At 72.8% G+C, this 26,328-nt stretch carries 30 protein-coding genes; 8 read left to right on the top strand and 22 right to left on the bottom strand.

Translation table 11 applies throughout. The features are described from left to right. Positions 1-66: 66 nt before the first annotated feature. The 5 genes from H490_RS27720 to H490_RS27700 all read right to left on the bottom strand — a co-directional run bounded on the left by H490_RS27720 (position 67) and on the right by H490_RS27700 (position 6,982). Complete coding sequence (locus H490_RS27720; RefSeq protein WP_031290179.1) at positions 67-477, bottom strand: RidA family protein; 411 nt, start codon at positions 475-477, stop codon at positions 67-69. Positions 478-726: 249 nt separating this feature from the next. Beyond that, entirely contained in the window at positions 727-3,318 is a 2,592-nt protein-coding gene (gene pheT, locus H490_RS27715) for a phenylalanine--tRNA ligase subunit beta (protein WP_017884771.1), read from the bottom strand. Further along, positions 3,318-4,406, bottom strand: coding sequence for a phenylalanine--tRNA ligase subunit alpha (gene pheS / locus H490_RS27710; protein ID WP_017884770.1), 1,089 nt, complete (start codon positions 4,404-4,406; stop codon positions 3,318-3,320). Before pheS ends, pheT begins: the two co-directional genes overlap by 1 nt. Next, a complete protein-coding gene (locus H490_RS27705; RefSeq protein ID WP_017884769.1) occupies positions 4,393-6,198 on the bottom strand; it encodes a 5-oxoprolinase/urea amidolyase family protein in 1,806 nt (601 codons plus the stop codon). Before H490_RS27705 ends, pheS begins: the two co-directional genes overlap by 14 nt. A gap of 1 nt (position 6,199) precedes the next feature. Next, entirely contained in the window at positions 6,200-6,982 is a 783-nt protein-coding gene (locus H490_RS27700) for a LamB/YcsF family protein (protein WP_017884768.1), read from the bottom strand. A gap of 176 nt (positions 6,983-7,158) precedes the next feature. Between H490_RS27700 and H490_RS27695 the strand changes: the two genes are divergently transcribed. The 4 genes from H490_RS27695 (at position 7,159) to H490_RS27690 (ending at position 10,596) form a co-directional block, all read left to right on the top strand. Beyond that, positions 7,159-7,800: a hypothetical protein gene (locus H490_RS27695; protein WP_017884767.1), complete on the top strand. Its 642-nt coding sequence runs from the start codon at positions 7,159-7,161 to the stop codon at positions 7,798-7,800. Positions 7,801-7,890: 90 nt separating this feature from the next. Further along, positions 7,891-8,607, top strand: coding sequence for a copper resistance CopC family protein (locus H490_RS31205; protein ID WP_017884766.1), 717 nt, complete (start codon positions 7,891-7,893; stop codon positions 8,605-8,607). After that, on the top strand, positions 8,604-9,185 hold the full coding sequence (locus H490_RS0116295; protein ID WP_017884765.1) for a copper chaperone PCu(A)C: 582 nt from the start codon (positions 8,604-8,606) through the stop codon (positions 9,183-9,185). The genes H490_RS31205 and H490_RS0116295 overlap by 4 nt, the downstream gene beginning before the upstream one ends. Then, positions 9,172-10,596 (top strand): Dyp-type peroxidase, encoded by a 1,425-nt coding sequence (locus H490_RS27690; RefSeq protein WP_017884764.1) that lies wholly within the window; start codon positions 9,172-9,174, stop codon positions 10,594-10,596. Before H490_RS0116295 ends, H490_RS27690 begins: the two co-directional genes overlap by 14 nt. A gap of 119 nt (positions 10,597-10,715) precedes the next feature. Here H490_RS27690 and H490_RS32395 read toward each other — a convergent pair whose 3' ends face one another. The 5 genes from H490_RS32395 to infC form a co-directional block, all read right to left on the bottom strand. Beyond that, the gene (locus H490_RS32395; RefSeq protein ID WP_017884763.1) at positions 10,716-10,865 is read right to left on the bottom strand and encodes a hypothetical protein; all 150 of its coding nucleotides are present in this window, start codon (positions 10,863-10,865) and stop codon (positions 10,716-10,718) included. Positions 10,866-11,064: 199 nt separating this feature from the next. Next, entirely contained in the window at positions 11,065-11,874 is an 810-nt protein-coding gene (locus H490_RS27685; protein WP_017884762.1) for a TrmH family RNA methyltransferase, read from the bottom strand. Between the two features lie 179 nt (positions 11,875-12,053). After that, on the bottom strand, positions 12,054-12,437 hold the full coding sequence (gene rplT / locus H490_RS27680) for a 50S ribosomal protein L20 (RefSeq protein ID WP_017884761.1): 384 nt from the start codon (positions 12,435-12,437) through the stop codon (positions 12,054-12,056). Positions 12,438-12,486: 49 nt separating this feature from the next. Further along, on the bottom strand, positions 12,487-12,681 hold the full coding sequence (gene rpmI, locus H490_RS27675) for a 50S ribosomal protein L35 (protein ID WP_010156662.1): 195 nt from the start codon (positions 12,679-12,681) through the stop codon (positions 12,487-12,489). 78 nt (positions 12,682-12,759) lie between these two features. Then, positions 12,760-13,365 (bottom strand): translation initiation factor IF-3, encoded by a 606-nt coding sequence (infC, locus tag H490_RS27670; protein WP_081611693.1) that lies wholly within the window; start codon positions 13,363-13,365, stop codon positions 12,760-12,762. A gap of 237 nt (positions 13,366-13,602) precedes the next feature. On the opposite strand from infC, the gene H490_RS27665 reads away from it, so the two are divergent. Next, positions 13,603-13,980, top strand: a complete 378-nt coding sequence (locus H490_RS27665) for a DUF1844 domain-containing protein (protein WP_017884759.1) — start codon at positions 13,603-13,605, stop codon at positions 13,978-13,980. Positions 13,981-13,990: 10 nt separating this feature from the next. On the opposite strand, the gene H490_RS27660 is transcribed toward H490_RS27665, so the two are convergent. Next, the gene (locus tag H490_RS27660) at positions 13,991-15,046 is read right to left on the bottom strand and encodes an aldo/keto reductase (protein ID WP_017884758.1); all 1,056 of its coding nucleotides are present in this window, start codon (positions 15,044-15,046) and stop codon (positions 13,991-13,993) included. A gap of 78 nt (positions 15,047-15,124) precedes the next feature. Continuing rightward, entirely contained in the window at positions 15,125-15,559 is a 435-nt protein-coding gene (locus tag H490_RS27655) for an Lrp/AsnC family transcriptional regulator (RefSeq protein WP_017884757.1), read from the bottom strand. Between the two features lie 79 nt (positions 15,560-15,638). Between H490_RS27655 and H490_RS27650 the strand changes: the two genes are divergently transcribed. Next, positions 15,639-16,490 carry an AzlC family ABC transporter permease gene (locus H490_RS27650; protein ID WP_228407294.1) on the top strand — a complete coding sequence of 284 codons (852 nt, stop codon included), beginning with the start codon at positions 15,639-15,641 and terminating at the stop codon, positions 16,488-16,490. Next, entirely contained in the window at positions 16,483-16,815 is a 333-nt protein-coding gene (locus H490_RS27645) for a branched-chain amino acid transporter permease (protein ID WP_017884755.1), read from the top strand. The genes H490_RS27650 and H490_RS27645 overlap by 8 nt, the downstream gene beginning before the upstream one ends. 39 nt (positions 16,816-16,854) lie before the next feature. Here the strand turns inward: H490_RS27645 and H490_RS32140 are convergent, their stop codons facing one another. From H490_RS32140 to H490_RS27605, 10 genes are all read right to left on the bottom strand, one after another. Continuing rightward, positions 16,855-17,028, bottom strand: coding sequence for a MetS family NSS transporter small subunit (locus H490_RS32140; protein ID WP_017884754.1), 174 nt, complete (start codon positions 17,026-17,028; stop codon positions 16,855-16,857). Next, complete coding sequence (locus H490_RS27640; RefSeq protein ID WP_017884753.1) at positions 17,025-18,704, bottom strand: sodium-dependent transporter; 1,680 nt, start codon at positions 18,702-18,704, stop codon at positions 17,025-17,027. The genes H490_RS32140 and H490_RS27640 overlap by 4 nt, the downstream gene beginning before the upstream one ends. Before the next feature lie 116 nt (positions 18,705-18,820). Continuing rightward, a complete protein-coding gene (locus H490_RS27635; protein ID WP_017884752.1) occupies positions 18,821-19,705 on the bottom strand; it encodes an SseB family protein in 885 nt (294 codons plus the stop codon). 29 nt (positions 19,706-19,734) lie between these two features. After that, the gene (gene priA / locus H490_RS27630; RefSeq protein ID WP_017884751.1) at positions 19,735-20,481 is read right to left on the bottom strand and encodes a bifunctional 1-(5-phosphoribosyl)-5-((5-phosphoribosylamino)methylideneamino)imidazole-4-carboxamide isomerase/phosphoribosylanthranilate isomerase PriA; all 747 of its coding nucleotides are present in this window, start codon (positions 20,479-20,481) and stop codon (positions 19,735-19,737) included. A gap of 33 nt (positions 20,482-20,514) precedes the next feature. Further along, entirely contained in the window at positions 20,515-21,189 is a 675-nt protein-coding gene (gene hisH, locus H490_RS27625) for an imidazole glycerol phosphate synthase subunit HisH (protein WP_017884750.1), read from the bottom strand. Beyond that, positions 21,186-21,794 carry an imidazoleglycerol-phosphate dehydratase HisB gene (hisB, locus tag H490_RS27620; protein ID WP_017884749.1) on the bottom strand — a complete coding sequence of 203 codons (609 nt, stop codon included), beginning with the start codon at positions 21,792-21,794 and terminating at the stop codon, positions 21,186-21,188. Before hisB ends, hisH begins: the two co-directional genes overlap by 4 nt. A 10-nt stretch (positions 21,795-21,804) precedes the next feature. After that, positions 21,805-22,659 carry a cytochrome c biogenesis CcdA family protein gene (locus H490_RS27615; RefSeq protein ID WP_017884748.1) on the bottom strand — a complete coding sequence of 285 codons (855 nt, stop codon included), beginning with the start codon at positions 22,657-22,659 and terminating at the stop codon, positions 21,805-21,807. 6 nt (positions 22,660-22,665) lie between these two features. Further along, positions 22,666-23,676, bottom strand: a complete 1,011-nt coding sequence (locus tag H490_RS0116280) for a DsbA family protein (RefSeq protein WP_017884747.1) — start codon at positions 23,674-23,676, stop codon at positions 22,666-22,668. Between the two features lie 99 nt (positions 23,677-23,775). Continuing rightward, positions 23,776-24,858 (bottom strand): histidinol-phosphate transaminase, encoded by a 1,083-nt coding sequence (locus tag H490_RS27610; RefSeq protein ID WP_017884746.1) that lies wholly within the window; start codon positions 24,856-24,858, stop codon positions 23,776-23,778. Between the two features lie 126 nt (positions 24,859-24,984). After that, positions 24,985-25,395 carry a hypothetical protein gene (locus H490_RS27605; RefSeq protein ID WP_017884745.1) on the bottom strand — a complete coding sequence of 137 codons (411 nt, stop codon included), beginning with the start codon at positions 25,393-25,395 and terminating at the stop codon, positions 24,985-24,987. A gap of 264 nt (positions 25,396-25,659) precedes the next feature. On the opposite strand from H490_RS27605, the gene lexA reads away from it, so the two are divergent. Beyond that, a complete protein-coding gene (gene lexA, locus H490_RS27600) occupies positions 25,660-26,319 on the top strand; it encodes a transcriptional repressor LexA (RefSeq protein WP_017884744.1) in 660 nt (219 codons plus the stop codon). Positions 26,320-26,328: the final 9 nt, after the last annotated feature.

Below are 26,328 nucleotides of genomic sequence, written 5' to 3'. Positions count from 1 at the left end.
CCTCGGCCGGGGCTCGTCGGCCGGACTCGACGACCCAGACCCGGCGCGCGGTGCCCCGCCCCGCGGTCAGTCGAGCACGGCGGTCGCCTCGATCTCGACGAGCACGTGCGGCTCGAAGAGCGCGGCCACGCCGATCAGCGTCGACGGAGGCATGGGCTGCGGGATCCCGAGCTCGTCGGCCACCTCGGCGATTCCGGCGAGGAAGTCGTCGTGCTTCTCGGTGCGCCAGTCGGTGAGGTAGAACCGCAGCCGCACCACGTCGGTGAAGCGCGCGCCGGCGCCGGCGAGGCCCGCCGCGACGTTGCGCAGCGCCTGCGCCACCTGACCGGGCAGATCACCCGGCGCCACGGGTCCACCGCTCGAGGTCGCCGAGACCTGCCCGGCCACGCACACCGTGCGGCTGCCCGTGCCGACCGCCACGTGCCTGAACGGCACCTCCTGCGCCAGCCCCGCCGGGCTGAACAGTTCAACGCTCACGCTCTCATTCCCTCCGACTCGGATCTCCAGGTCGCGCACCCGGCCCCTCGCCGCGTCCGCATCCCAGTCGTATCCGGCCATCGCGACGAACCGCAAGCGCGGCGCTCGAGACGTGCGTCGACGGTCAAGAGCCGAGCGCGCGCCTGCGCATCGCGGTCCCGCCCGCAGCCCCGCCGGTCCCCTGAGAACGCGAACGGCTCCGAACCGCCGGGGTTCGGAGCCGTTCGTGCGACGCGAGAGCCGGGAGTCCTACTCGCGCAGCTTGGCGCCGAAGGCCAGCTCGGCGGCGGCCACGCCCGCGAGCTTCGCCTCGCTGGCCTCCTCGGCCTTGAGCGTGCGGTCGGCGGCGCGGAAGCGCAGCGCGAACGTGATGGCCTTCTGCCCTGGCTCGATACCGGTGCCCCGGTAGTCGTCGACCACCCGCGCCTGCTCGAGCAGCCCGCCGGCGCCCGCCACGACCACGGCGAGCACGTCGCCCGCGGGCACGTCGTCGCCGACGACCAACGTGAGATCCTGCGTGGCGGCGGGGTAGGTCGAGAGGGGCGCGGGGTCGGGCTCACGAGGAGCGAGCTCGATGATGCGCTCGAGGTCGAGCTCGAACGCCGCGGCACGGCCCGGCAGATGGTGTTCGGCGACGAGCTCGGGCAGCAGTTCGCCGGCGACGCCCACCACCTCGAGGCCGCCCTCGTCGCCATCGGTGTCGTCGGCCACGCGGATCGCGAGCTCGGCGGTGCGGCCCGGGTGGAAGGCGCGGTGGGAGCCCTGCGAGACCACGAGCTCGGCCGAGACCGCGGCTGCGACCGCGCGGGCCGCGTCGAGCGCGTCGGCCCAGTCGTAGGCGCGCGCCGATTCGCCGGGTTGCTTCGCGACGGCGTCGCCGAGCAGCAGGCCGGCCGCGCGGCGCGGCTGGTCCGGGATCGAGGCGTTCAGCTCGGCCAGCATCTCGGCGGAGGGCCGCTCGGCGAGCGGCGGCACCGCCTCGGTGCCCGTCGCTGCCGCGGAGGGGGCGAACACCGCCCCGAACTCGACGAGGGCGAGGTCGGTGACGCCGCGCGAGACGTTGCGCTGCGCTGCGGTCACGAGGCCGGGCAGCAGCGAGCGGCGCAGGAAGGGCGCCTCGCCGTCGAGCGGGTTCGCGAGGCGCACGGCGTCGACCGGCGCGTCGGCATCGGCGTCGCCGGGCTCGCTCCCGGCACCGAAGCGCTGCAGCTGGGCCCGCGAGACGAACGGGTAGCTCTGCACCTCGTCGAGGCCGGCGGCGGTCACGACGTTCGCGGCGCGGCGGCGCAGCCGCTGCTCGCGGGTGAGGCCGCGGCCTGCCGGGGCGACCGGCAGCCGCGACGGGATGCGGCCGTAGCCGACGATCCGCGCGACCTCCTCGATCAGGTCGGCTGGACGGGTGAGATCCGAGCGCCAGCTCGGCGGGGTCACGAAGAGCAGGTCGGGCTCGCCCGCCGTGCCGAGCGAGATCGTGCAGCCGATCATCTCGATCGCGCCGCGGATCTCGTCGTCGGTGTAGTCGGTGCCGAGCAGGCCGTTCACGCTCGACATCCGCAGGCGCACGACGGGCGCCTCCCAGGGGGCGACGACGTCGCTGCCGAGCTCGTCGGCGGCGCCGCCGGCGAGCTCGACGAGCAGGTCGACCATGCGCTGGGCCGCGGCCCGCGCCACGAGCGGATCGACGCCGCGCTCGAAGCGCCTGGACGCCTCGCTCGGGAGCTTGTGGCGGCGCGAGGAGCGAGCGATCGAGACGGGGTCGAAGGTCGCGGCCTCGACGAGCACGTCGGTGGTGCGCTCGTCGGCCTTGGTCGACTCGCCGCCCATGACGCCGGCGAGGCCGATCGCGCCGGACTCGTCGGCGATCACCAGGTCTTCGGGGTGCAGCGAGCGCTGCTGGCCGTCGAGTGTGACGAGGGTCTCCCCCGCCCGCGCGCGGCGCACGGTGATGCCGCCCTGCAGCTTGGCGAGGTCGTAGGCGTGCAGGGGGTTGCCGAGCTCGAGCATCACGTAGTTCGAGATGTCGACCTCGAGCGACAGCGAGCGGATGCCGGCGAGCTGCAGGCGCGCCACCATCCAGGACGGGGTGGGGCGCGACTGGTCGATGCCGCGCACGACGCGGGTCACGAAGCCGGTCGCTCCCGCGCGCCCGCGGATGGGCGCGTCGTCGGCGAGGGTGACGGGGAATCCCGAGACGGCGGCGGGCTCGCTCGCGAGCGCCGGATCCGAGAAGGCCGCGCCGGTGGCGTGCGCGTACTCGCGGGCGACGCCGCGGATCGAGAACGCGTAGCCGCGATCCGGCGTCACGTTGATCTCGACCGCGGACTGATCGATGCCGAGCAGCGCCTTCGCGTCGGCGCCGGGAACGAGCGTCGCGGGGTCGAAGCCGAGTCGGGAGAGCACGATGATGCCATCGTGGTCGTCGCCGAGCGACAGCTCGCGCGCCGACGCGATCATGCCGTCGGAGACGTGGCCGTAGGTCTTGCGGGCGGCGATCTCGAAGCCGCCGGGCAGCACGGCGCCGGGCAGGGTCACCACGACCTTGTCGCCGGCCTCGAAGTTGTGGGCGCCGCAGACGATGCCGCGCACGTCTTCGCCGCCGTCGGCCGCGCGCTGCCCCTCGGGAGCGACGCGCACCCGGCACCAGTTGACGGTCTTGCCGTTGGAGTGCTCCTCGGGCTCGCGCGAGAGCACCTCGCCCACGACCACGGGGCCGGTGACGTCGAAGCGGCGGATCGACTCCTCCTCGAAGCCCACGCGCACGAGGTCGGCGTGCACCTGCTCGGGGGTGACGTCGTCGGGCAGCGAGACGAACTCGCCGAGCCAGCTGAGTGGAACGCGCATTAGACCAGTCCTCCGAACTGACGGTTGAAGCGAACGTCGCCCTCGACCATGTCTCGCATGTCGTTGAGGTCGTTGCGGAACTGCAGGGTGCGCTCGATGCCCATGCCGAATGCGAAGCCCTGGTACTCGTCGGGGTCGATGCCTGCCGCGAGCAGCACGTTGGGGTCGACCATGCCGCAGCCGCCCCACTCGACCCAGCGGGCGCCGCCCTTGGCGTTCGGCTGCCACACGTCCATCTCGGCGGAGGGCTCCGTGAAGGGGAAGAAGTTGGGTCGCAGGCGGATCTTCGCCTCGTCGCCGAACATCTGCCTGGCGAAGTGCTCGAGCGTGCCGCGCAGGTGGGCCATGGTGAGGCCCCGGTCGATCGCGAGGCCCTCGATCTGCTGGAACACGGGGGTGTGCGTGGCGTCGAGCTCGTCGGTGCGGTAGACGCGCCCCGGGGCGACCACGTAGACGGGCAGCTCGCGCTCGAGCAGTGCGCGGATCTGCACCGGCGAGGTGTGGGTGCGCAGCAGCAGATGGCGGTCGGCGGGCTCGACGAAGAAGGTGTCCTGCATGGCCCGGGCGGGGTGATCGGGATCGAAGCCGAGCGCGTCGAAGTTGAACCACTCGTGCTCGATCTCGGGGCCCTCCGCGATCTCCCAGCCCATGCCGATGAAGATGTCGGAGACCTCGTCCTGCAGCTGGGCGAGGGGGTGGCGGGTGCCCGCGGCGCGGCGCACGGGCGCGGCGGTCACGTCGACGGTCTCGGCGACGAGGCGCGCGGCGGCCTCCTGCTCGGCGAGCTCGGCCTCGCGGCCCTGGTAGGCGCCCTCGATGCGGCCTCGCGCCTGGCCCATGAGCTTGCCGGTGGCCGCCTTCTCGTCCTTCGGCACCTGGCGCATGAGGGCGTTGAGCTTCGCGATCGCCGAGGCCTCGCCGGAGTGCTCGGTGCGGGCGGCCTTCAGCTCGGCGACGGAGCCGGCCGCGGCGAAGGCGGCGAGGGCCGCTTCGACGGCGGCGTCGGCCGCCTGCTGGGTGATCGGGTTGGACGGCTGCGGCTGCTGGGCCTCGCCCGCCCCTGCGGGGTTCGTTTCACTCGCTGACACGAGGCATCATTCTACCGGTTCGGCGGGCGGCCTTCCCCACCAGCTCGACCAGCAGCTCGGCGAGCTTCGCACGGTCGCCCGCCGCGGTCAGCCGGTCGAACGCGGCCGCGAGGTCTCCGGGCACCGTGATGCGGTGTCGGCGACCGTCGATCTCGATCGTGAAGGCGACGGTCTCGGGCACCGGGGCGTCGAAGCCGAGGGGCTCGCCGGGGTCGTCGGGGTCGACCGGTTCGAAGCGCAGCTCGGCGCCGGGCGGCAGCTGGGCTGCGCGGTCGAGGTCGGCGTCGATGACGGTGCCGATGACCGGGTAGCCGCCGGTGACGGGGTGGTCGGCCAGGAAGAGCACGGGCAGGCCGTTCGGCGGCACCTGCACGGATCCGCGGATCACCCCCTCGGTGGCGAGCTCGCCGGTGCGGCTGCGGGCGAGCGGATCGCCGTCGAGCCTGAGACCGATGCGGTTGGACCGCGGGGTGACCCGCCAGGTCCGCTCGGCGAAGGCGGTGCGGGCCTCGGGGGTGAACCAGTCGTCGCGCGGGCCGGGCACGAAGCGCAGCACCGCCCGGCGCGCGACCGGCGGCTGCGCCGGGGCGGCGTGCTCGGGGTCCGCGGGCCGCTGCGGTGGCGGCCCGACGGCGAGGTGCGCGCCGGCCGCGAGAGGCGGTGCGCCGAGCCCGGAGAGGCTGTCGTGGGCGGCGCTGCCGAGCACGCCGCGCCGATCCTCGATGCCGCCGCCCACGGCGACGTAGCAGCGCAGCCCCCGTCGGGGGGCGCCGAGGCGCAGCGTCTCGCCCGGCGCCAGTTCGATGGCGCTCCCGGTTCGCGGGGAACGCACCGCGCCTGCTCCGGCCGGCTCGACCCTGATCTCGGCGTCGGCGCCCGTCACCGCGACGCGCAGCGCACGGCGGGCCCGCAGTGCGAGGCCGCCGTTCAGGTTCTCGAGGCCCGGGGACTGCGGCGGGTTGCCGACCGCCAGGTTGGCCCGGCGCAGCGCGTCGCGGTCGAGCGCTCCCGACTCGGTGACTCCGAGCGCGGCGTGCCCGGGGCGCCCCGCGTCCTGCACGAGGGTGAGCATGCCCGGGTCGAGCACCGTGAGCGCGGGTTCGGACGGCCGCGGATCGCGCCGCGGCGCGCCCGTCCGAACGACCGGCGCGAGCACCACGGCCTCCCGCACCGCCCGGAACCGGACCGTGTCGCCCGGGGCGACGCGGGCCGGGCGATCCCGGGTTTCGTCCCACATGCGCTCCCCCGTGCGCCCGATCAGCCGCCAGCCGCCGGGCGACTCCCCCGGGTACACCGCCGAGAAGCCCGCGGCGAGCGCGACGGCTCCCGCGGGCACAGCCGCCCGCGGCGAGTCGAGTCGGGGCACCCCGAGGCGCGCGTCGCCGCCGGCGAGGTAGGCGAAGCCCGGCGCGAAGCCGCCGAACGCCGCCCGCCACGGCGTGCCCGTGTGGGCGGCGATCACACCGTCGCGCCCGAGGCCGGTCAGCTCGCCCACCGCGGCGAGGTCGTCGCCGTCGTAGACCACGTCGATCGTCACCTCCGCGCCGGCCGCCGCCCGCGCCGCGAGCGGCTCGTCGAGACCGGCCACCGCCTCGGCGACGCCGCGCACGGCCGCGCGGTCGGCGCACACCACGAGCACGGTGCGGGCCGCGGGCACGACGTCGACCACCCCCGCCAGGCCGAGCTCGCGCAGCCGCGCGGCGACCCCGAGCACCCGGTCGAGATCGGGCAGGTCGATGATGCACGCGCGGTCGCCGACCGGCCGCATCGGGAACGCGCCGACGCCGGGCATGCTAGGCGAAGCTCCGGATCGAGACGCCCGCGCCCTCGAGTCCCGCCCGGATCTCGCGCGCCAGGCGCACCGCGGCCGGATCGTCGCCGTGCAGGCAGATGCTGTCGGCCGCGACGGCGAGCTCGGTGCCGTCCACGGCGACGATCCGCCCCTCCGTCGCGATCCGCACCGCCTGGGCGACCGCCGCCTCCGGGGCGAGCAGCGCCCCGGGCGCCCCCCGCCTCACGAGCGTGCCGTCGGGCAGGTATCCGCGGTCCGCGAACGCTTCCGCGACGGTGCGCAGCCCCGTGTCCCGCGCCACCCGCTCGATCACCGAGCCGGGCAGCACCATGAGCGGCAGGGTGTCGTCGAGTTCGAGGACGGCTCGGGCGACGGCCCGCGCCTGGTCCTCGCGCACCGCGATGGCCTTGTAGAGGCCGCCGTGCGGCTTCACGTAGCGCACCTCGGTGCCGACGCTGCGAGCCACCGCCTGCACCGCGCCGATCTGGTAGATCACCTCGTCGGTCAACTCGCCGAGGTCGACCTCGATGAGGCGGCGGCCGAAGCCCTCGAAGTCGCGGTAGCCGGGGTGCGCCCCGACGGTCACGCCCAGCTCGGCCGCGCGACGGCAGGTCAACCGGATGCCGCCGGGATCGCCGGCGTGGAAGCCGCAGGCCACGTTGGCGCTCGAGATCGAGGGCAGCACCCCGGCGTCGTCGAACACCCGACCCCCGCCCGACTCGCCGAGGTCGCTGTTCAGGTCGATGCCGCCGGCCGTAACCCGGGCCTGCTCGCTGCTGGACATGCACCCTCCTCGACGAAACCGGCGGCGCGGCGCGCCTCCGCCCCCATTCTCCCGCAGCCCGCTCGATCCCGCCCCTGAATGTGCCCGCCCCGCCCGGGCCGACGCTCTCCGCCCTTCGCGCGCCGCGCTCGCGGGCGGGCAGGAGGCCCCGGCATCGCGGCGGTAGACTGACGGACATGCAGGGAATGCGGCCGCACGAGCGCCCCCGTCGGGGCGCCGCGATGAGCCGCGGCACGCGCACGGCCCGCGGAACGGCGGGCGCGCTCGCCGCGACGCTGCTCGCGGCAGCCTCGCACGGGATCGCCGGCGGCGCCATCACCTGGCCGGCGGTCGCGGTGACCGCGATCCTCGCCCTCCCGCTCTGCACCGCGCTCGCCGGACGCGTCGCCTCGCTGTGGCGACTCACCGCGGCGGTCGGCACGGCGCAGTTCCTCTACCACTGGATCTTCGCCGGCATCGACGTCGTGGGATCGGCGCCCGCGGGGGCGCCCGCCCCGCCGCACGCGGCCCACCTGGCGACGCTGCAGGGCTTCGCGCCCGAACTCGCGACCGCCGGCTCCGCCGACGCCGCCATGTGGCTCGGCCACGCCCTCGCGGCGGTGCTCACGATCGCTCTGCTGCACCGCGGCGAGCGCGCCTGCCTCGCCCTCGCCGGCCTCATCCGCCGCGCGCTGCCCTGGCGCCGGCCCCGGCTCGTCGCCGTGTCGCGACGCCCGGCGCTCCGGCCCCTCGTGCTCCGCGCGCCGCTGCGCGCCCGCACCGCAGCCCGCTCCGCGATCAGCCACCGCGGACCGCCCACGGTCTCTTTCTCCGTATAACTCACACCAGTCCGCCCGGGTCACCCGCGGGTCTCGCCGCCGTGCGCGGCCTCACCAACGTGCCATCCGGGCCGCACGAGAAAGACCATTATGAACACCACCACCATCCGCCCGCGCCGCACCCGCGCCGCGGTCCTCGGCCTCGCCGCGCTCGCGATGCTCGGCCTCTCCCTCGGACTCGCCTCCCCGGCGCTCGCGCACGACGAGCTCGTCGACCGCGGCGTCGTCGCGACCGACGACGGCCGCGTCGACGGGATCCGACTCACCTTCAACAACAGCATCATCGAGGTCGGCACCGAGATCGTCATCACCTCCTCCGACGGCGCCGACGTCACCGACGGCGCACCCGAGGTCTCGGGGCCCGACGTCGTGCAGCCGCTCGCCGCCGAGCTGCCCGAGGGAGACTACGACGTCGCCTGGCGCGTCGTCTCAAGCGACGGCCACCCCATCGAGGGCGCCTTCGTGCTGCAGCTCACCGAGCCCAGCGCCTGGCAGGCCGAAGAGGCCGCCATCGTCGAGCCCGATTCCCGGTTCGAGGACGGCTCGGAAGACGGCTCCGTCGACGAGCACGACGCCGCCGATCACGACCACGACCACGACGCGGACTCGGGATCGGCCGCGGCGGGCGACGAGGGCGGCCTGTCGACGGGCGCCATCGCCGCGATCTCCATCGGCGCCGTGCTCGTCGCCGGCGGTGCGCTCGCCGCCGTGCTCGTCGGCCGACGCCGCCGCGCCGCGGGCATGCGCGCCGCGGGCACCGCGGACGGCTCGTCCACCGCTTCGAGCGACGAGGAGGACCGGGCATGATCCGCATCGAGAATCGCGTCCGCCTGCGGGCCGCGCGCTCCCTCGCGGCGCTCTCCGCCGCCGCGCTCCTGCTCGCCGGGTGCTCCGGCGCGGCCGCGAACGACCGCACTCCCTCGGAGCCGAACGAGCAGGCGCCGAACGCCGTGTTCATCGACGGCTGGGCCAAGTCCGGCGAGCAGGGCGGTATGACCGGCGTGTTCGGCACCCTCGAGAACCACGGCGACGACGACCTCGTCATCACCGCCGTCGAGAGCGAAGCCGCGGGCAGCGCCGAACTGCACGAGGTGACGACCGCGGGCGTCATGCAGCAGATCTCGGGCGACGTCACCGTGCCCGCCGGCGGCTCGTTCGAGTTCGTGCCGGGCGGCGACCACATCATGCTCATGGACCTCGCGGCCGATCTGCTCGCGGGCGACGAGGCGCCGATCACGGTGAGCTTCGACGACGGCAGCAGCATCTCGTTCTCGGCACTCGTGAAGGACTACTCGGGCGCGAACGAGAGCTACGGCGACGGCGGGCACGGCGGTTCCGGCGAGCACGGCGGCTCCGACGAGCACGACGACCATGGCGGGCACTGAGTCGGGGCCGCGCACCGACCCCGCACGCCGCTCCGCACGCGCCGACGCGCCCGACGCCGCCCTCGGCGTCACCGCAGAGACGAGCGGAACGAGCCCCTCGGCGGCGGGACGCGCCTCGGCGCATCCCGCCGCCGAGGGGCGCGGCCCCGCCCCCGAGCTCGGCCGCCGTGCGATGCTCACGGGCGGTGCGCTGGGGGCCGGGCTCGGCGCGGTGCTGGGCGCGGGCGGCGCGCTCGGGTTCGGCGCTGCGCGCACCGCGACGGCGCCCGTCCCCGGTGCCGCGGCGGCGGCCGAGACCGAGCCGTCGCTCGGGCCCGGCGGCGGGCTGCCCGGTTTCGGCGGGGAGTCGCTGCCCTGTCACGGGCCGCATCAGGCGGGGGTGATCACCGCTCCCGCAGCGCACGTGCGCTACGCGGCCTACCGGTTGCGGCCGGATGCCGATGCCGAAGCGCTCCGACGCATGTTCCGAGTGCTGACGGGCGATGTCGAGGGGCTCACGTCGGGCGAGGCTCCGCTCGCCGATCCCGAACCCGAGCTCGCCGCGAGACCGGCCCGGCTCACCGTGACCGTGGGCGTCGGGCCCGAGCTCGTCGACCGCGCGGGGGCCGCTCGCCCCGGGTGGCTCGCGCCCCTGCCCCGCTTCGACCGCGACCGGCTGAACGGCGACTTCGACGGGGGCGACCTGCTGCTCGCGATCGAGGCCGACGACCCGCTGCCGATCTCCCACGCCGCCCGCATGCTCGAACGCGACCTCGCGAGCTTCGTCGAACCGCTGTGGCGGCAGCGCGGCTTCCGCCGCGCCCGGGGCTCCGAGGGCGACGGCACCACGATGCGCAACCTCATGGGCCAGGTGGACGGCACCGTCAACCCCTCGTCCTCCGAGGACGGCTTCGACGGGCTCGTCTGGCTGGGCCGCGAGGCGGGCTGGCTCGCGGGGGGCACGGCGCTCGTGCTGCGGCGCATCCGCATGGAGCTCGACACGTGGGACATGGTCGACCGCCCCGGGCGCGAGCAGACCATCGGCCGGCGGCTCTCCGATGGCGCGCCGCTCACCGCTCCGCCCGCTCCCCCGCTCGGCGACGGCGGGGAGCGCACCCCCGCCGACTTCGACGCGAAGGACGCGCGGGGGCTGAGCGTGATCCCGGTGGCCGCGCACATCCGGCGGGCCCACTCCAGCGACCCGTCGGAGCGCATCTTCCGGCGCGCGTCGAACTACGACGACGGACACGAGGCCGGCTTGCTGTTCGCCTGCTACCAGCGCGATCCGCTCGCGCAGTTCGTGCCGATCCAGCGCCGGCTCGACGAGGCCGACCTGCTCAACGAGTGGGTCACCCATGTCGGCTCGGCGGTGTTCGCGATCCTGCCCGGCTTCCGGCCGGGTGAGACCCTCGGGGCGCCCCTCTTCGATTAGGGTCCGTCGCGCACCGGCCCGGGCCTCCGGCCCCGGATCCCCGGCCCCGGCCTCCCCGCTCCGCCCCGAGGCGAGCGGGGAGTCGCCGGGTCGGCCGTGCCGGGCGCCGGCGTGCGGCACTAGGGCAGGGGGATCGCGGCGAGGGCCCGCGTCGCGTGTCCGAGATAGGCGCAGGCCCCCGTCGCGATGCCCGCGGCGAGCAGGCACGCGGTCACGAGCGCGGTCGGAACGAGTACGACGGGCCGGTGCAGGAGCTGGATGAGCTTCATGCCCCCATCCTCGCGGCGCGCTCGCGGCGCCGCATCGGCCCGCAGTACCCCGGGTGTGGTACCAGGGGCTGATCGTCGTCCCGCGGCGCCGGGCCGCGGCGCCGGGCCGCGGCGCCGGGCCGCGGCGCCGGGCCGCGGGAATCGAGGGCCGAGCCCGCGGCCCGGTTCGGCCCGCGGGCGTCAGCCGGTGCGGCCGTGCTCAGCCGCGCTGCGAGAACGCCGTCTCGTAGAGCAGCACACTCGCGGCGGTCGCGAGGTTGAGCGACTCGGCCGCGCCGTAGATGGGCAGTTTGAGCGAGCGGTCGGCCAGGGCGCGATCCGCCTCGCTCAACCCGCGCGCCTCGTTGCCGAAGACCCAGGCCACCGGGCCCGCGAGCGCCCCCTCCGCGCGGGCCTCGAGCAGCCCCGCCCCGCGCACGTCGGCGGCGAGGCTCGTGAGGCCCGCCGCTCGAGCGGCGTCGAGCGCCTCGGCGAGCGAGGGCGCCACCGCGACCGGCAGGTGGAAGAGCGAGCCCGTGGTCGAGCGCACCACTTTCGGGTGGAACGGGTCGATGCTCTCCCCCGAGAAGATCACCGCGTCGGCGCCGGCCGCGTCGGCGGCGCGCAGCACCGTGCCCGCGTTGCCGGGGTCCCGGATCTCGTGCAGGATCGCCACGAGCCGCGCGCCGCTCAGCACCTCGGCGAGATCCGGCTCCCAGACGCGCGCGATCGCCACGACGCCCTGCGGGTTCACGGTCTCGCTCAGCGCGGCGAAGACCTCATCGGTCGCGCGCTCGACCCGCACACCGGCCTCGGACGCGAGCCGGTCGACCTCGTGCTGCCACGGCTCGGTGCCCATCGACGCGTAGACCGTCTCGGCGAGCTCGGGCCGGTGCGCCAGCAGCTCGCGAACCGACTGGGGCCCCTCGACCAGGAAGCGCCCCTGCGCCTGCCGCTCCTTCTTGCGCGCGAGCGCGGCGGCCCGCTTGACGCGGGGGGCCTTCGGATTGCTGAGGATCGCTTCGTTCACGCGTCCACACTACCGGGCGCGCGAGGCCCGGGTCCGGTGAGGGATCCGGCCTCCGTGAGAGCGGATCCGCCCCTCTCGCCTCACCGAAGCCGGAACTCGCACCGCAGCCGGGCCCCCGTACGCAGAAGCACCCCGTCGCTCCGGCGGGAGCGGCGGGGTGCGTTCGACGGATGGCGCGCTTACGCGGCCTTCGGAGCCGAGGTGTCCTCGGGCAGAGCGTTCTTCGCGACCTCGACGAGGGCGGCGAAGGCGGCCTGGTCGTTGACGGCGAGCTCGGCGAGCATACGACGGTCGACCTCGACGCCCGCGAGGCCGAGGCCCTGGATGAAGCGGTTGTAGGTGAGGCCGTTGGCGCGCGCACCGGCGTTGATGCGCTGGATCCACAGGCGGCGGAAGTCGCCCTTCTTCTTACGGCGATCGTTGTACGCGTAGACGAGGGAGTGGGTGACCTGCTCCTTCGCCTTGCGGTACAGGCGCGAACGCTGCCCGCGGTAGCCCTCGGCGCGCTCGAGGATGACGCGACGCTTCTTGTGGGCGTTGACTGCCCGCTTGACTCTAGCCATTTCAGTTCTTCCTTACGAAAATCTCAGATGAAAGCTGGGTGCTCGCGGCTCAGTGGCCGAGGAGCTTCATCGCCTGCTTGGCGTCGCCCTTGGCGAGCACCTGCTCAGCGTTCAGGCGGCGCTTGCGCTTCGAGGCCTTGACCTCGAGGTTGTGGCGCATGCCGGCCTGCTGCTTCATCAGCTTGCCGGAGCCGGTGAGCTTGAAGCGCTTCTTGGCCCCCGAGTGGGTCTTCTGCTTGGGCATCGATTTCTCCTTGTTGTGTGCGCGCCGCGAACGGCTGCGTATGGCGCGGGGCAGCTGCGCGGGGCAGTGCGCCGCAGATTACTCGCCGGCGGAGGCGGATCCGGCCGCCTTGTCCGCCTTGCGGATGGCCTTCTCCTCGGCACGGCGAGCGTTCTGCTCGGCCTTCGCCTCGGACTTGTTCTTGATGGGCGAGATGACCATCACCATGTTGCGACCGTCGATGCGGGGCCTCGACTCGACGGTGCCGAACTCCGCGATGTCCTCGGCGAACTGCTGCAGCAGGCGCACGCCCATCTCGGGGCGCGACTGCTCGCGGCCGCGGAACAGGATCATGGCCTTCACCTTGTCGCCCTGCGACAGGAAGCCGACGGCACGCTTCGTCTTGGTCTCGTAGTCGTGCTTGTCGATCTTCAGGCGGAAGCGCACCTCTTTGAGGACGGTGTTGGCCTGGTTGCGACGGGCTTCCTTCTGCTTCTGAGCCGCCTCGTACTTGAACTTGCCGAAGTCCATGATCTTCGCCACGGGAGGCTTCGAGTTCGGGGCGACCTCGACGAGATCGAGATCGGCGTCGGCCGCCAGGCGCAGCGCAGTCTCGATCGGGACGACCCCGACCTGCTCGCCACTGGGTCCTACCAGTCGCACCTCGGGGACGCGGATTCTGTCATTCGTACGGGGATCGCTGATCGCCGGCTCCTCTGATCTCAGGTGATGGGCGCCCCGGATTCGGAGCGACGGACGGAGATCAGGGCCGCGCACGCGCCGCCCGCACCCTTCTCGAGCTGCCGCGAACGGCGGGGTGCCAACTACCCGGTAACCTTGAAAGCGGTGCCGGGTGGGAGAATCTCCTCTTCCGCATCTCGGCAAGTAGCCGAGAACCACAGGCAAGTTTAGCACAGATATCCCCGAGACAGTCAGGACAGCATGAGCGAGAACCCGCAGCAGGACGCATCGATCCACGAGGCCGAGACGCAGGCCGCGTCTCAGGCGGCCCGCGACATCGCCGAGGTTCCGGCCGTCGAGGTCATCACCGCGGCCGCGGTGAACCTGCTCAGCGCTGCCGCCATCAAGTGCGGTCTGGCCGACGATCCCGAGAACGAGACCGACCTCGACGAGGCCCGCAAGCTCATCAACGCGCTCGCCGGCCTCATCACCGCGGGCGCCCCCGAGATCAGCGACTCGCACGCGCGCCCCCTGCGCGACGGGCTGCGGTCGGTGCAGCTCGCCTTCCGAGAGGCCTCCGCGATCCCCGACGCGCCCGGTGCCGGCCCCGGCGAGAAGTACACCGGCTCGGTGATCTGAGCGGGCCCGTTCAGCCGAGCAGCGGCACCTCGCCGCCACGGCGGGCGTCGCGCCACAGGTCGACATCGGCGTCAGCGCGGCCGAGCAGGTCCTCGATCTCCGCGAGCTCCTGGGCGTCGAAGTCGAGCTGCTCGAGCGCGCGCCAGTTCTCGTCGAGCTGTGAGAGACGGCTCGCCCCGATCACGAGGCTCGTGACGCGAGGGTCGCGCAGCGCCCACGCGAGCGCGAGCTGCGCGAGGCTCTGCCCGCGCTCGGAGGCGATCGCGGCGAGGCCGCGCAGGCTGTCGCGCAGTTCATCGGTGAGGGCCGAGGAGCTGAAGCTGCCGGGACTCGCGGCGCGCGAGCCCTCGGGAACGCCGTCGAGGTACTTGTCGGTGAGCATGCCCTGGGCGAGCGCCGTGAAGCCGATCACCCCGAAGCCCTCGTCGGCGGCGACGTCGAGCAGCCCCTCGGTCTCGATCCAGCGGTTCAGCATGCTGTACGAGGGCTGGTGGATCGTGACGGGCGTTCCGAGCTGGCGCAGCATGCCGGCGAGCTGCCGGCCTGCGTCGGCGGAGTAGGAGGACATGCCGACGTAGTGGGCGCGGCCCGAGCGCACGATGTGGTCGAGCGCGGCCGCGGTCTCCTCGAGCGGCGTACGGGGATCGGGCCGGTGCGTGTAGAAGATGTCGACGCGGTCGAGGCCGAGTCGCTCGAGCGAGCGGTCGAGGCTCGTGACGAGGTGCTTGCGGCTCGCGCCCGCACCGTGGGGGCCGGGCCACATGTCCCACCCGGCCTTCGTCGAGATGACGAGTTCGTCTCGATGCGCGGCCAGGTCGTCGCGCAGGATCCGCCCGAAGTTGCGCTCGGCGGCGCCGTAGGGCGGGCCGTAGTTGTTGGCGAGGTCGAAGTGGAAGATGCCCCGCTCGAAGGCGCCGAGCACCAGTTCGCGCTGGGTCTCGTGCGGGCGATCGTCGCCGAAGTTCTGCCAGAGGCCGAGCGAGAGGAGCGGCAGGTGCAGGCCGCTGCGGCCGACACGGCGAACGGGGGTGCGCTCGTAGCGCGAGGTCGAGGCGTGGAGGCTCATGGGCTCGATGCTATCGAGCCGACGCCGGTGCGGAAAGAGCCGGCGCACCGACCGAGCGTCGGTCGTCGGCCCGCGCGCTCAGCCCTTCAGGTTCTTCATCGCGAAGTGCGAGCTCACCTTGCCGACGCCCTTCAGCGCCATGATGCGCTTGGTGAGGAACTCCTCGTAGGCGACCAGGTCGGCGACGGCGACGCGCAGGAAGTAGTCGGGAGTGCCGAAGAGCCGTTTGAACTCGCTCACCTCGTCGAGACGCGCGACCTCGCGCTCGAACCCCTCGACCACCGCCGCCTCCTGGGTGCTCAGGTCGACGTGCAGGATGACCTCGAAGCCTCGAGCCGTCGCCTGGGGGTCGATGACGGCACGATATCCGAGGATCACGCCCGAGGCCTCGAGGCGCTGCACCCGGCGCAGGCACGGGCCGGGAGTGAGCCCGACCCGCGACGCCAGTTCGACATTGCTGAGCCGCCCCTCTCGCTCCAGCTCATCGATGATTGCGCGATCCAGACGGTCCATGCGCATATATTGCCACAGGCGCCGTTGTCGCGACCGACTTCGCATGCACATTGCGGCGATTCTCGGGCACCATAGTGGGGTGACCTCAGCAGCCCGCACGCCCGCTCCCCCGTCGCGGCGAGCCGGCATCGCGCTGGGCGTGCGCGACTCCCTGGGTGTGGGGATCGGGATCTTCCCGCTCGGCGTCGCCCTCGGCATGCTGGTCGTGCAGGCCGGGCTGCCGTGGTGGCTCGCGCCCGCGCTCTCGGTGGGGATCTTCGCGGGGTCGGTGGAGCTGCTGATGGTGAGCATGCTGGCCTCGGCCACCCCGCTGCTCACCATCGCGGCCACCGTGTTCGCCCTGAACTTCAGGCACGTCTTCTACGCGCTCTCGTTTCCGCTGTCGCGGGTGCGGAGGGGGTGGCCGCGCGCCTACTCCGTGTACGCCCTCATCGACGAGGCCTATGCGACCTACGTGCTGATGCCCCCGGAGCGGCTCACCTCCGCCCGCATCGTGACGGGACAGCTCGCGATGCAGGCGTACTGGGTGGTCGGAGGCCTGGTGGGCGTCGCGATCGCCTCGTCGCTGCCCGAGCCGATCGAGGGCTTCGAGTTCGCCCTCTACGCGCTGTTCATCGTGATGACCCTCGACGCGGCGCGCAGCCGACGCGAGGTCCCCTCGATCGTGCTCGCGGGCCTCGCGGTGACGGTCGCGATCCTCCTCGCCCCCGATTCGGCCCTGCTCGCGGGCCTCCTGATCTTCACCACACTGCTGGTCGTGCGGCACCTCCTGACGCGCAGAGCCGCGCCGGGCGCGGTCTCGCCGGTCGGCGATACGGGAGCCGGCGGCGGTTCCGCGACCTGCGCCTCGGGATCGGGCGAGCCCGGCAGCACTGTCGAGGGCGACGCCGGTTCGGCTTCCGCCGACGCGCAGGGAGGCCGCGATGCCTGACGCACCCCTCTGGTACCTCATCGCCGCGATCGCGATCGGCGGTCTCATCACCCTCGCATTGCGGGCGGTGCCGTTCGCGGTGCTGAAGCCGCTGCGCAAGTCGAAGCTCGTGCAGCGTCTCGGCCGCTGGATGCCCGCCGGCCTGCTGCTGATCCTCGTCGTCGTGGTGCTGCGCGGCGAGGTGCTCGCCCGCCCCGGCGAGGTGTGGGCGATCGCGGCGGCCTCGGCGGTCACGGTCGTGGTGCACCTGCTCGGCCGACGCCGCGCGCTGCTCAGCATCGCCGCGGGCACCGCCTGCTACGTGCTGCTGCTCAACCTGTTCTAGAGCCACCCGTCGGCGGGCCGCAGTGCGGCCGCGGGCGGCTCACGTGTCGCGGATGGGTGGCAGGTCGTAGACCTCTTCGCCCGCGGGGTCGTCGCCGCCCGGCGGGTACTCGGCGATCTCGGATCGCCGTCCGAGGAACACCGCGCTCGCGATGAGGCCGCCCCACACCACGACGGTGGAGAGCACCAGGAACAGGATCGCGACGGGGGTCATCGCGCACCTCCCTCGATATCTGCGGAGTCGTCGGCTGCGCCCCGCGCGGGGCCGCTGATGTGGCTCGCTGTCGAGCCGCCGCGCCCGGTGGGGCGCCCGACCGCGGGCCCGGCACCGACCGCGACCGGCTTGCCCGAGGCGTCGAGCGGCGGCCAGGGCGTGAAGCGGTCGGGGGCGAACTTCCACGGCAGGGCCGTGAGCACGATCGATCCGACGATCATCACGAGCACCGAGCCCCACCCCACGATCAGCAGGTAGGTCTCGTCGTAGCCCTCGTACGGCTCGTTGATGAGCTTCACCACCGTCGCGATGAGCATGTAGCCCAGCACGACCGGGCCCAGCACCGAGACGAGGAACAGCCAGATGCGACCGACCTTGAAGGTCGACAGGGCGCTGAGATGCCCGCTCAGCTCGCGACCCGCGCGCCGGATCCAGAGCACCGTGACGCTCATGACGACCGCGGAGGCGACGATGCCGATGTTGTTCGCCCAGTTGTCGATGGTGTCGAGCGCGATGAGGCCCGAGGTGGTGCCGAACAGCAGCAGCGAGACCACGGCGAGCACGCCCCCGAGCCCGTAGGAGACCGCCTTACGACCGATCCCGAACTTGTCGATGACGCCCGCGAAGACGACCTCGAGGATCGAGATGAGCGAGGTGAGCGCCGCGAGGGTGAGCGAACCGAAGAACAGGGCGCCGAAGAACGGGCCGCCCGGCATCTCGGCGACGATCGCGGGGAACGTCATGAAGGCGAGGCCCACGCCCGTGAGGCCTTCGAGCTCGTTCACAGTGATGCCCTGCTGGAACGCGAAGAAGCCGAGGGTCGCGAACACCCCGATGCCCGCGAGGATCTCGAACGACGAGTTGGCGAAGGCCACGACGAGGCCCGGGGTGGTCATGTTCGAGCGCCGCTTGCGATAGGAGGCGTAGGTCATCATGATGCCGAACGCGACCGACAGCGAGAAGAAGATCTGGCTGTAGGCGGCGACCCACACGGCCGGATCGGCGAGCGCCGCGAAGTCGGGCGTGAAGAGCGCGTTCAACCCGTCTGCCGCGCCCGGCAGCATGAGCGCGCGCACCACGAGTGCCAGGAAGCCGACGATCAGCAGCGGGATCGCGATCATGTTGAGCCGCTGCACGCCCTTCACCACGCCCGCGCCCAGCACGACGAGCGTGACGAGCCACATCAGCACGAGCGGGATGAGCACGCCCGGCACGAACTCCATGGTGAACGACGCGTCTGAGAGCTTGAGGTACTCGCCCACGAAGAACCCGGTCGCGTCGTCGCCCCACGGCAGGGAGAACGAGAACACGAAGTAGCTCGCCGCCCAGGCCAGCACCGCGGTGTAGTAGATGGCGATGAACACGCAGATCATCACCTGGAACCAGCCGATGCCCTCTCCGAGCCTGCCGGCCAGCCGCCGCAGCGCGAGCGGCGCCGAACCGCGGAAGCGGTGGCCGATGGCATAGTCGAGGAACAGGATCGGGATGCCCGCTGTGAGCAGCGCGACGATGTACGGGATGAGGAAGGCGCCGCCGCCGTTCTCGTAGGCGACGCCGGGAAAGCGCCAGATGTTGCCGAGCCCGACTGCCGAGCCGATGGCGGAGATGATGAAGCCGATCTGGCCGGTCCACTCGGCGCGCGGCTGCGCTGCCGTCGCTGCGGTACTCGAGGTCATGAGGCGTGCTCCTTCGCTGTGAGCCGGATGTGTACGCGAGCGTAACAGCAGCCTCCGACATGCGCACCTCCCCTTGCGGGAAAGGAGGAAATCCGACTCGGGATTTGCCGGCTCCCTCAGGCGGCGAGCGCGCGGATGCGCAGCGAGTCGACGCGCTCGGCGACGAGCTCGCTCGCGGCCCAGCGCTGCTGCGCGTCGGCCACGATGCGCAGCAGCTCCTCGCGGTCGAGCCCGGGGGCGAGACGCAGCACCACGTCGGTCTCGGGGGCGAGCAAGCGCGCCTCGGGATCGCCCGGCAGCAGCAGCACCTCGACGACGCGAGGGTCCGCCGCCGTCGACGCCCGGAACGCCTCGAGCACTCGCGGATCCGCCCACGCCGGAAGCCGCCGTTCCCCGAGAGCCATCGCCTGCAGCTGCGTGCGTCGCACGCCGAGCTCCTGGGCGGGCGATCCCGGGTCGACGATGATGAGGTCGGTCTGCTCCTGGGCGGCGGCGAGGGCGGCCTGGGGGCCGGGCACCGGGATCGGCCGCGCCTCTGCGTGCCAGGCCCCCATCGCCTCGACCGAGCTGAACACCGGCATGACCCGCCGCCCGTCGGGCGCGGAGACGGTCACGATCGACAGCTCCTGCGACTTCTCGACCGTGCGACCGTCGGGGGTGATCCCCGTGTCGCCCGCCTCCGCGAGCAACGGGATCAGCACGCGCACCCGGGAGAGCGCGACGATCGCCTCGGCGTGGGCGTCCGCGAGCGCGTCGAGATGCGCGGCACCCGGCTCGCCGGAGCCGAGCGCGGCGGCGGCCCGCCGCAGGGCGGCGACGGCGTCGCTCAGCTCGGCCGGCGTCCCGCCGTCGTCGCCCGCGAACGCCGTGCCGTGGTGGTCGAAGGTGCGCCCCTCCCACGGAAAGCCCGCCGAGTCGGCCGCCCCGCCCGGCTCCAGGCTCTCGGGGACGCCCGTCGAACGCGGCGCGTCACCCGTCGAGGGGAGCTTCTTGATCGCCATCTGTGCTCGCGCGAAGCAGTGATCGAGCGCTAGCGCCCGGCCACATCGAGAGCCGCCGCGAGCGTGAAGGCCCCGTCGTAGAGCGCTTTGCCCACAATCGCGCCCTCGACGCCGAGCGGCACGATCTCGCGCAGCGCGGCGAGGTCGTCGAGGCTCGACACGCCGCCCGACGCCACGACCGGGCGGGAGGTGCGGGCGCAGACCTGCTTCAGCAGCTCGATGTTCGGCCCGCGCAGGGTGCCGTCCTTGGTGACGTCGGTCACGACGTAGCGGGCGCAGTTCGCGTCCTCGAGGCGCTCGAGCACGTCCCAGAGGTTGCCGCCCTCCTCGGTCCAGCCTCGGGCGGCGAGGGTCTCGCCGCGCACGTCGAGGCCGACGGCGATCTGCTCGCCGTAGCGGGCGATCACCGCGCGGGTCCACTCCGGGTTCTCGAGCGCGGCAGTGCCGAGGTTCACGCGGCGCGCCCCCATCTCGAGCGCGGCCTCGAGACTCGCGTCGTCGCGGATGCCGCCCGAGAACTCGATGTTGACGTCGCCCGCGCGCTTGATGATCTTGCGCGCCACCGCGACGTTGCTGCCGCGCCCGAAGGCGGCGTCGAGGTCGACGAGGTGGATCCACTCCGCGCCCTGCTCGATCCAGTCGAGTGCCGCGTCGACCGGGCTGCCGTAGTTGGTCTCGGTGCCGGCCTCGCCCTGGGTGAGGCGCACCGCCTTGCCGTCGACCATGTCGATCGCGGGCAGCAGCTGAAGTTTGGGGCCCTGCGCCAGTTCACTCATGTGTGCGGTTCTCCTTGGTACGAGAGTCGGGTGTCAGAGGGTCGAGATCCAGTTGCGCAGCAGCTGGATGCCGGCTTCGCCGGACTTCTCGGGGTGGAACTGGGTCGCGCTCAGCGGGCCGTTCTCGACGGCGGCGACGAATCGCTCGCCGTGCTCGGCCCACGTCACGATCGGCCTGGTCGCCGCGCCGCGCCCTTCGAGGGCCCAGTCGGTGGCCGCGTAGCTGTGCACGAAGTAGAAGCGCTCGTGGGCGATGCCGCGGAACAGCACCGAGTTCTCGGGCGCCTCGACGGTGTTCCAGCCCATGTGCGGCAGCACGTCGGCCTCGAGGCGGCGCACGGTGCCCGGCCACTGGCCGAGCCCCTCGGTCTCGACGCCGCGCTCGACGCCGCGCTCGAACATCACCTGCTCGCCCACGCAGATGCCCAGCACGGGGCGACCGCCGGCGAGCCTGCGATCGATGAGTTCGTCGCCGCGCACCGCGCGCAACTGCCGCATCACGGCGTCGAACGCGCCCACGCCGGGCACGAGCAGACCGTCGGCCTCGGCGACCGCGCGCGGATCCCGGGTCAGTTCGACCTCGGCGCCCGCCTTCGCGAGCGCCTTGACCGCGGAGTGCACATTGCCCGAGCCGTAGTCGAGAACGGCGACGCGCTTGCGCGGACCGTTCCCATCAGCACCGTCGGCGACGCGCTCGCTCCCCGTCACAGGGCTCCCTTGGTCGACGGGATGCCTGCGACGAGCGGGTCGAGCGCCTTCGCCTGGCGCAGAGCGCGGGCGAACGCCTTGAACTCGGCCTCGGCGATGTGGTGCGGATCCCGCCCCTCGATCAGTCTGAGGTGCACGGTGAGCCGCGCGTTCAGCACCAGCGCCTCGAAGAAGTGGCGCACCATCGACCCCGTGAAGTGGCCGCCGATGAGGTGGAACTCGAACCCTGCGGGCTCGCCCGAGTGCACGAGGTAGGGGCGGCCCGAGATGTCGACCACGGCCTGCGCGAGCGCCTCGTCGAGGGGCACGAGGGCGTCGCCGTAGCGCGAGATGCCGCTCTTGTCGCCGAGCGCCTCGAGGATCGCCTGGCCGAGCAGGATACCCGTGTCCTCGACGGTGTGGTGCACGTCGATGTGCACGTCGCCGCGCGCCCGCACGGTGAGGTCGGTGAGCGAGTGGCGCGCCAGCGCCGTGAGCATGTGGTCGAAGAAGGGCACACCGGTGTCGATGTCGGATGCGCCCGTGCCGTCGAGGTCGAGGCTCAGGCTGATCTGCGACTCGCTCGTGGAGCGCTCGAGCGAGGCGGTGCGTGCTGCTGCGGTCATGGCCATGATTCTATCGGGGTTCGCCGGCGCCGGTCCCTGCGGGTGCGGCGAGCGGCGGTTCGGGATCGCGGCGCAGCGCCTGGCGCACCGCGAACCAGAGCCCGCCGGCGGTCAGCACCACGACGAGGAACACCCAGTTCGGGATCGCGGCGGAGGCGTGCTGCACCCATCCCTCGAGGCGCGCCTGTTCGGAGTACCCCAGCATGCTGCCGAGGGTGCTCGTGCCGCGCGTCGCGAGCAGGAGCACACCGATGCCGACCGTGATCGCTCCGCCGATCACGCTGCTCCACGCGTTGCGCCAGCGACCGATCACGAGTTCTCGGGGGCGCACGAGGCGGCGCACCCCGGGCACGCGCTCCCAGAGCAGGGCGAGCAGCAGCAGCGGCAGGGCCATGCCGGCCGCGAAGACGAGCATCACGACGCCTCCGAGCAGCGCGTTGCCGCCGTAGGCGGCCATCGTCAGTGCTGCGCCGAGCAGCGGCCCCGCGCACACTCCGGCGAGTCCGTACACGGTGCCGAGCGCGTAGACCGACGCGATCGAGGTGCTCTTCGCGCCGCGCTGGCGCGTCATGGCGGGCAGTCGCACGCCGAGAAGCATCGCGACGCCCAGCACGATGACCACGATCGCCGCGGCCGTCATGAGACCGTCCCGGTGCAGCGTCACCCAAGCGCCCACGGTGCCGGCGAGCAGCCCGAGCGGCACGAGCGAGGTCGCGAGGCCGAGGAAGAAGACGCCGGTGCGCGCGATCAGTGCACCCGGGCTGCTGAACGCGTAGGCGAAGAACGCGGGCAGCAGCATCGCCGAGCAGGGACTGAGCAGGGTCAGGGCGCCGCCGAGGAAGGCGCCGAGCAGGGTGAGCTCCACCTCGCGCTACTCGCCGCGGCCCTGCTCGGCAGCGGCGACCGCGCTGTCGAGGAAGCCGCGGAACTGCTCGATCGGCTGCGCGCCCTGCAGCACCTGGCAGCCGTCGGTCTCGGCGAAGAACGGCACCGATCCCACGCCCAGCTGCTTGGCCTGCGCGCTGCTGGCGCGCAGCTCGGCGAGCAGCTCGGAGCTGTCGAGGTCGGCGGTGAAACGCGCGATGTCGGGCACGCCCGCCTGCTTCGCGTAGTCGACGAGCAACGAGTCGGTGATCTCGGGGCGCTCCTGGTGCATCGCGTCGTAGACCTCGAAGAGGTACTCGAAGTAGCGATCCTGCTCCCCGGCCGCGCGCGCGGCCACCGCCACCCGCGCGGAGACGTCGCCGTCGATGAAGTCGACGTCGTGCACCTCGAGTCGCACTTTGCCGGTGTCGACGTACTCTTCGATCAGCGTCGGCAGGGTGTCGCGCGAGAACACGCCGCAGTAGGGGCAGCGGAAGTCGGTCCACTCGGCGATCACCACGGGGGCGTCGACGTCGCCGAGCGCCATCGGGTCGTTCGGCTCGCGGCGCTCGGGCGCGGGGCAGCTGCCGGCTTCGCCGGGCTGCGCCGAGGCACCCGCCTCGGCCGACGCGCCGGTCGCGGAGGCCGCTGCGCCGACGGTCTCCGCGCTCTGCAGCTGCACGAGCTGCGAGACCGAGACGCCGCCGAGCACCACGACGAGCGCCACGAGCAGCACGACGAGGTTGCGCATCAGGCGGTAGCGCCGCTCGAGCGCGCGGCGGTCGAGGGTCTCGGCCGCCCCTCGCCGACGCGGGGCCGCCGCGACGGCGACCGGCGCCGGTTCGGCCGGCCCGGCGGGGAGCGGTTCGCCGGCCTCGACGGACCGAGCGGTCGACACCGAGCCCGACGCGTCGGCGCGTTGCGCGGTATCGGCGGCGAGGCCCTCGCTCGTGGGGGCGTCGCCCGCGCCCGGGGCGTTCTCGGCGTCGCTCGCGCCGTCGTGTTCGTGCTGAGACATCGCCTCGATCCTATCCGCACGCACGGAAGATAGCTGTCACTTGTATCTGAAGCGCACGCTCTCCGCGTCGAGGCGGCCGTCCACGCGGCAGGGCGGGCGTCAGCGCGCAGTCGGCGTCAGCGCCGCGATCGCCTCGATCACGGCGGTGGTCTCGCTCTCGGTCCCGGCGGTGATGCGCAGGTGCCCCTCGATGCCGAGGTTGCGGATCAGGATACCCTGCGCGCGCAGCGACTCGAAGACCGCTGCCGGATCGTCGAAGCCGCCGACCAGCAGGAAGTTCGCGCCGGACGGGTGCACCTCGTAGCCGAGCTGCACGAGTGCGGCGGCGAGCCGATCGCGCTGATCGCGGATGTCGGCGACGGTGGCGAGCATCTCGTCGGAGTGGCGTATGGCGGCGGTAGCCGCGGCCTGCGTGAGCGCGGAGAGGTGGTACGGCAGTCGCACGAGGCGCAGGGCGTCGATCACGGCGGGGTCTGCCGCGAGATATCCGAGGCGCACGCCGGCGAAGGCGAAGGCCTTGCTCATGGTGCGCGAGACGAGCAGGCGATGGCGGCCGGGCAGCAGCGCGACCGCGCTCTCGCGCTGCGCGTCGAACTCGTGGTAGGCCTCGTCGACGATGAGGATGCCGTCGAAGGCCTCATAGGCGGCGAGGATCACCTCGCGGTCGAGCGGCGTGCCGGTGGGGTTGTTGGGGCCGCACAGGATGGCGATGTCGGGCCGGTGCTCGCGCAGGGCGCCGACCACGAGCTCGGGGGTGAGGGCGTAGTCGGCGGGGCGCGCAACGGCGATCCACTCCGTGTCGGTGCCCGAGGCGAGCAGCGGGTACATGGAGTAGGTGGGCGTGAAGCTCAGCAGCGAGCGCCCGGGGCCGCCGAACGCCTGCAGAATCTGCTGCAGCACCTCGTTCGAGCCGTTCGCCGCCCACAGCTGCTCGACGGTCAGGCCATGGCCGAGATAACCGGCCAGGGCCTCGCGCAGCTCGGTGAACTCGCGGTCGGGATAGCGGTTCACTCCGTGAACCGCCTGCGCGAGCGACTCCACGATGTCGGCGACCACGCGCTCGGGGATCGGATGCGTGTTCTCGTTGACGTTGAGGCTCACCGGCACGGGATCCTGGGGAGCCCCGTAGGGCTGCTTGCCGACGAGGTTGGCGCGGAGAGGGAGATCGCTCAGGCTGGTCACCGCACCAGTTTAGAACCTCCCCGGGGCGCCGCCGGCTCGCGAGGCCGGCGCGCAGGGTCGGAACCTAGTGGGTGCGCCCGGGACGCCTTCGAACGCGCACGCTTCGATCGCTCAGGCTTCACACCCTCACGCATCGAGCTCGTCGGCCCCGAACACCGCGGGGCTGTCGGAGTACCGCAGCGGCACCGCGATCGCCTCGCCCGCCTCGATGCCAGAGCCGTCGAGCTGGTTGAGCTGCACGATCTCGGCGACCAGGTCGCGCGGGTCGGCCTCGGGGTCGAGCTCGGTCGCGAGCGACCAGAGCGAAGCACCGGGCTGCACGACCACGTAGTGGAACTGCTGGCCGGAAGCGCCCTCTTCCGACGCGAAGGCCTGGGGGCCCGCGAACGTCGCCGCCAGCGCGAGCAGGCCCGCGACCATCACGGTGGCCAGCGATCCGAAGACCACTCGCCCGCGACGCGTGAGGCGCAGCTTCGCGTTCGCCTTCGGGGGGCGAACCTCGTACGACTCGTGCTGCAGAACCGCCTGTGCGCTCATGGTGGTCTCTCCTGTTCTTCCGCGCCGCCGCGAGTATCACATCGGGGCGAACATCTGTTTCGAATATATCTTCGATGAATCGAAACCGCAAGCAAGATCTTCGAACACATGTTTCGATCTTTTCCGCGACACTCGAACACTTGTTTGGCGGTGTTCGAATGCAGCGGCTATGGTTTCGAGCAACGGCATCACTGAATCAGCAACCACTGACATTCATGGATCCGACCCTCCCGCCACCGCCCTCGGGCCTCGGAAAGGACAGCGATGAGCGACGCTCCCCACTCCCGGAAGCCCCTCAGCGAGAAGCAGCAGGCGATCCTCGAGTGCATCGCGCGCTCGGTCGACACTCGCGGCTACCCGCCCAGCATGCGCGAGATCGGCGACGCCGTCGGGCTCTCCTCGCTCTCGAGCGTCACCCACCAGCTCAGCCGCCTCGAGCTCGGCGGGTACATCCGCCGCGATCCGAACCGGCCCCGAGCACTCGAGATCCTCGTCGAGCTGGCGAGCACGAGCGCGGCCATCGCCGACGCCCCCGCGCAGCAGGTCGAGGAAGCCGCCTACGTGCCCCTGGTCGGGCAGATCGCCGCGGGCGTGCCGATCACGGCCGACCAGCAGGTCGAGGAGATCGTGCCGCTCCCCCGGCAGCTCGTGGGCGACGGCCAGCTGTTCATGCTGCGCGTGGTGGGCGACTCCATGATCGATGCGGCGATCTGCGACGGCGATTTTGTGGTCGTGCGCCAGCAGCGCGAGGCCGAGAACGGCGACATCGTCGCGGCGATGCTCGACGGCGAGGCGACCGTCAAGGTCTTCCGCCGCCGCGACGGCCACACGTGGCTGCTGCCGCGCAACAGCGCGTTCGAGCCGATCCTCGGCGACCACGCCGAGGTGCTCGGCCGCGTCGTCGCGGTCTTCCGCTCCGTCTGATCGCGCAGG

The organism is Leucobacter sp. UCD-THU, assembly GCF_000349545.1.
Lineage (GTDB): Bacteria > Actinomycetota > Actinomycetes > Actinomycetales > Microbacteriaceae > Leucobacter > Leucobacter muris.
This window is presented reverse-complemented; position numbering and strand designations above follow the sequence as displayed.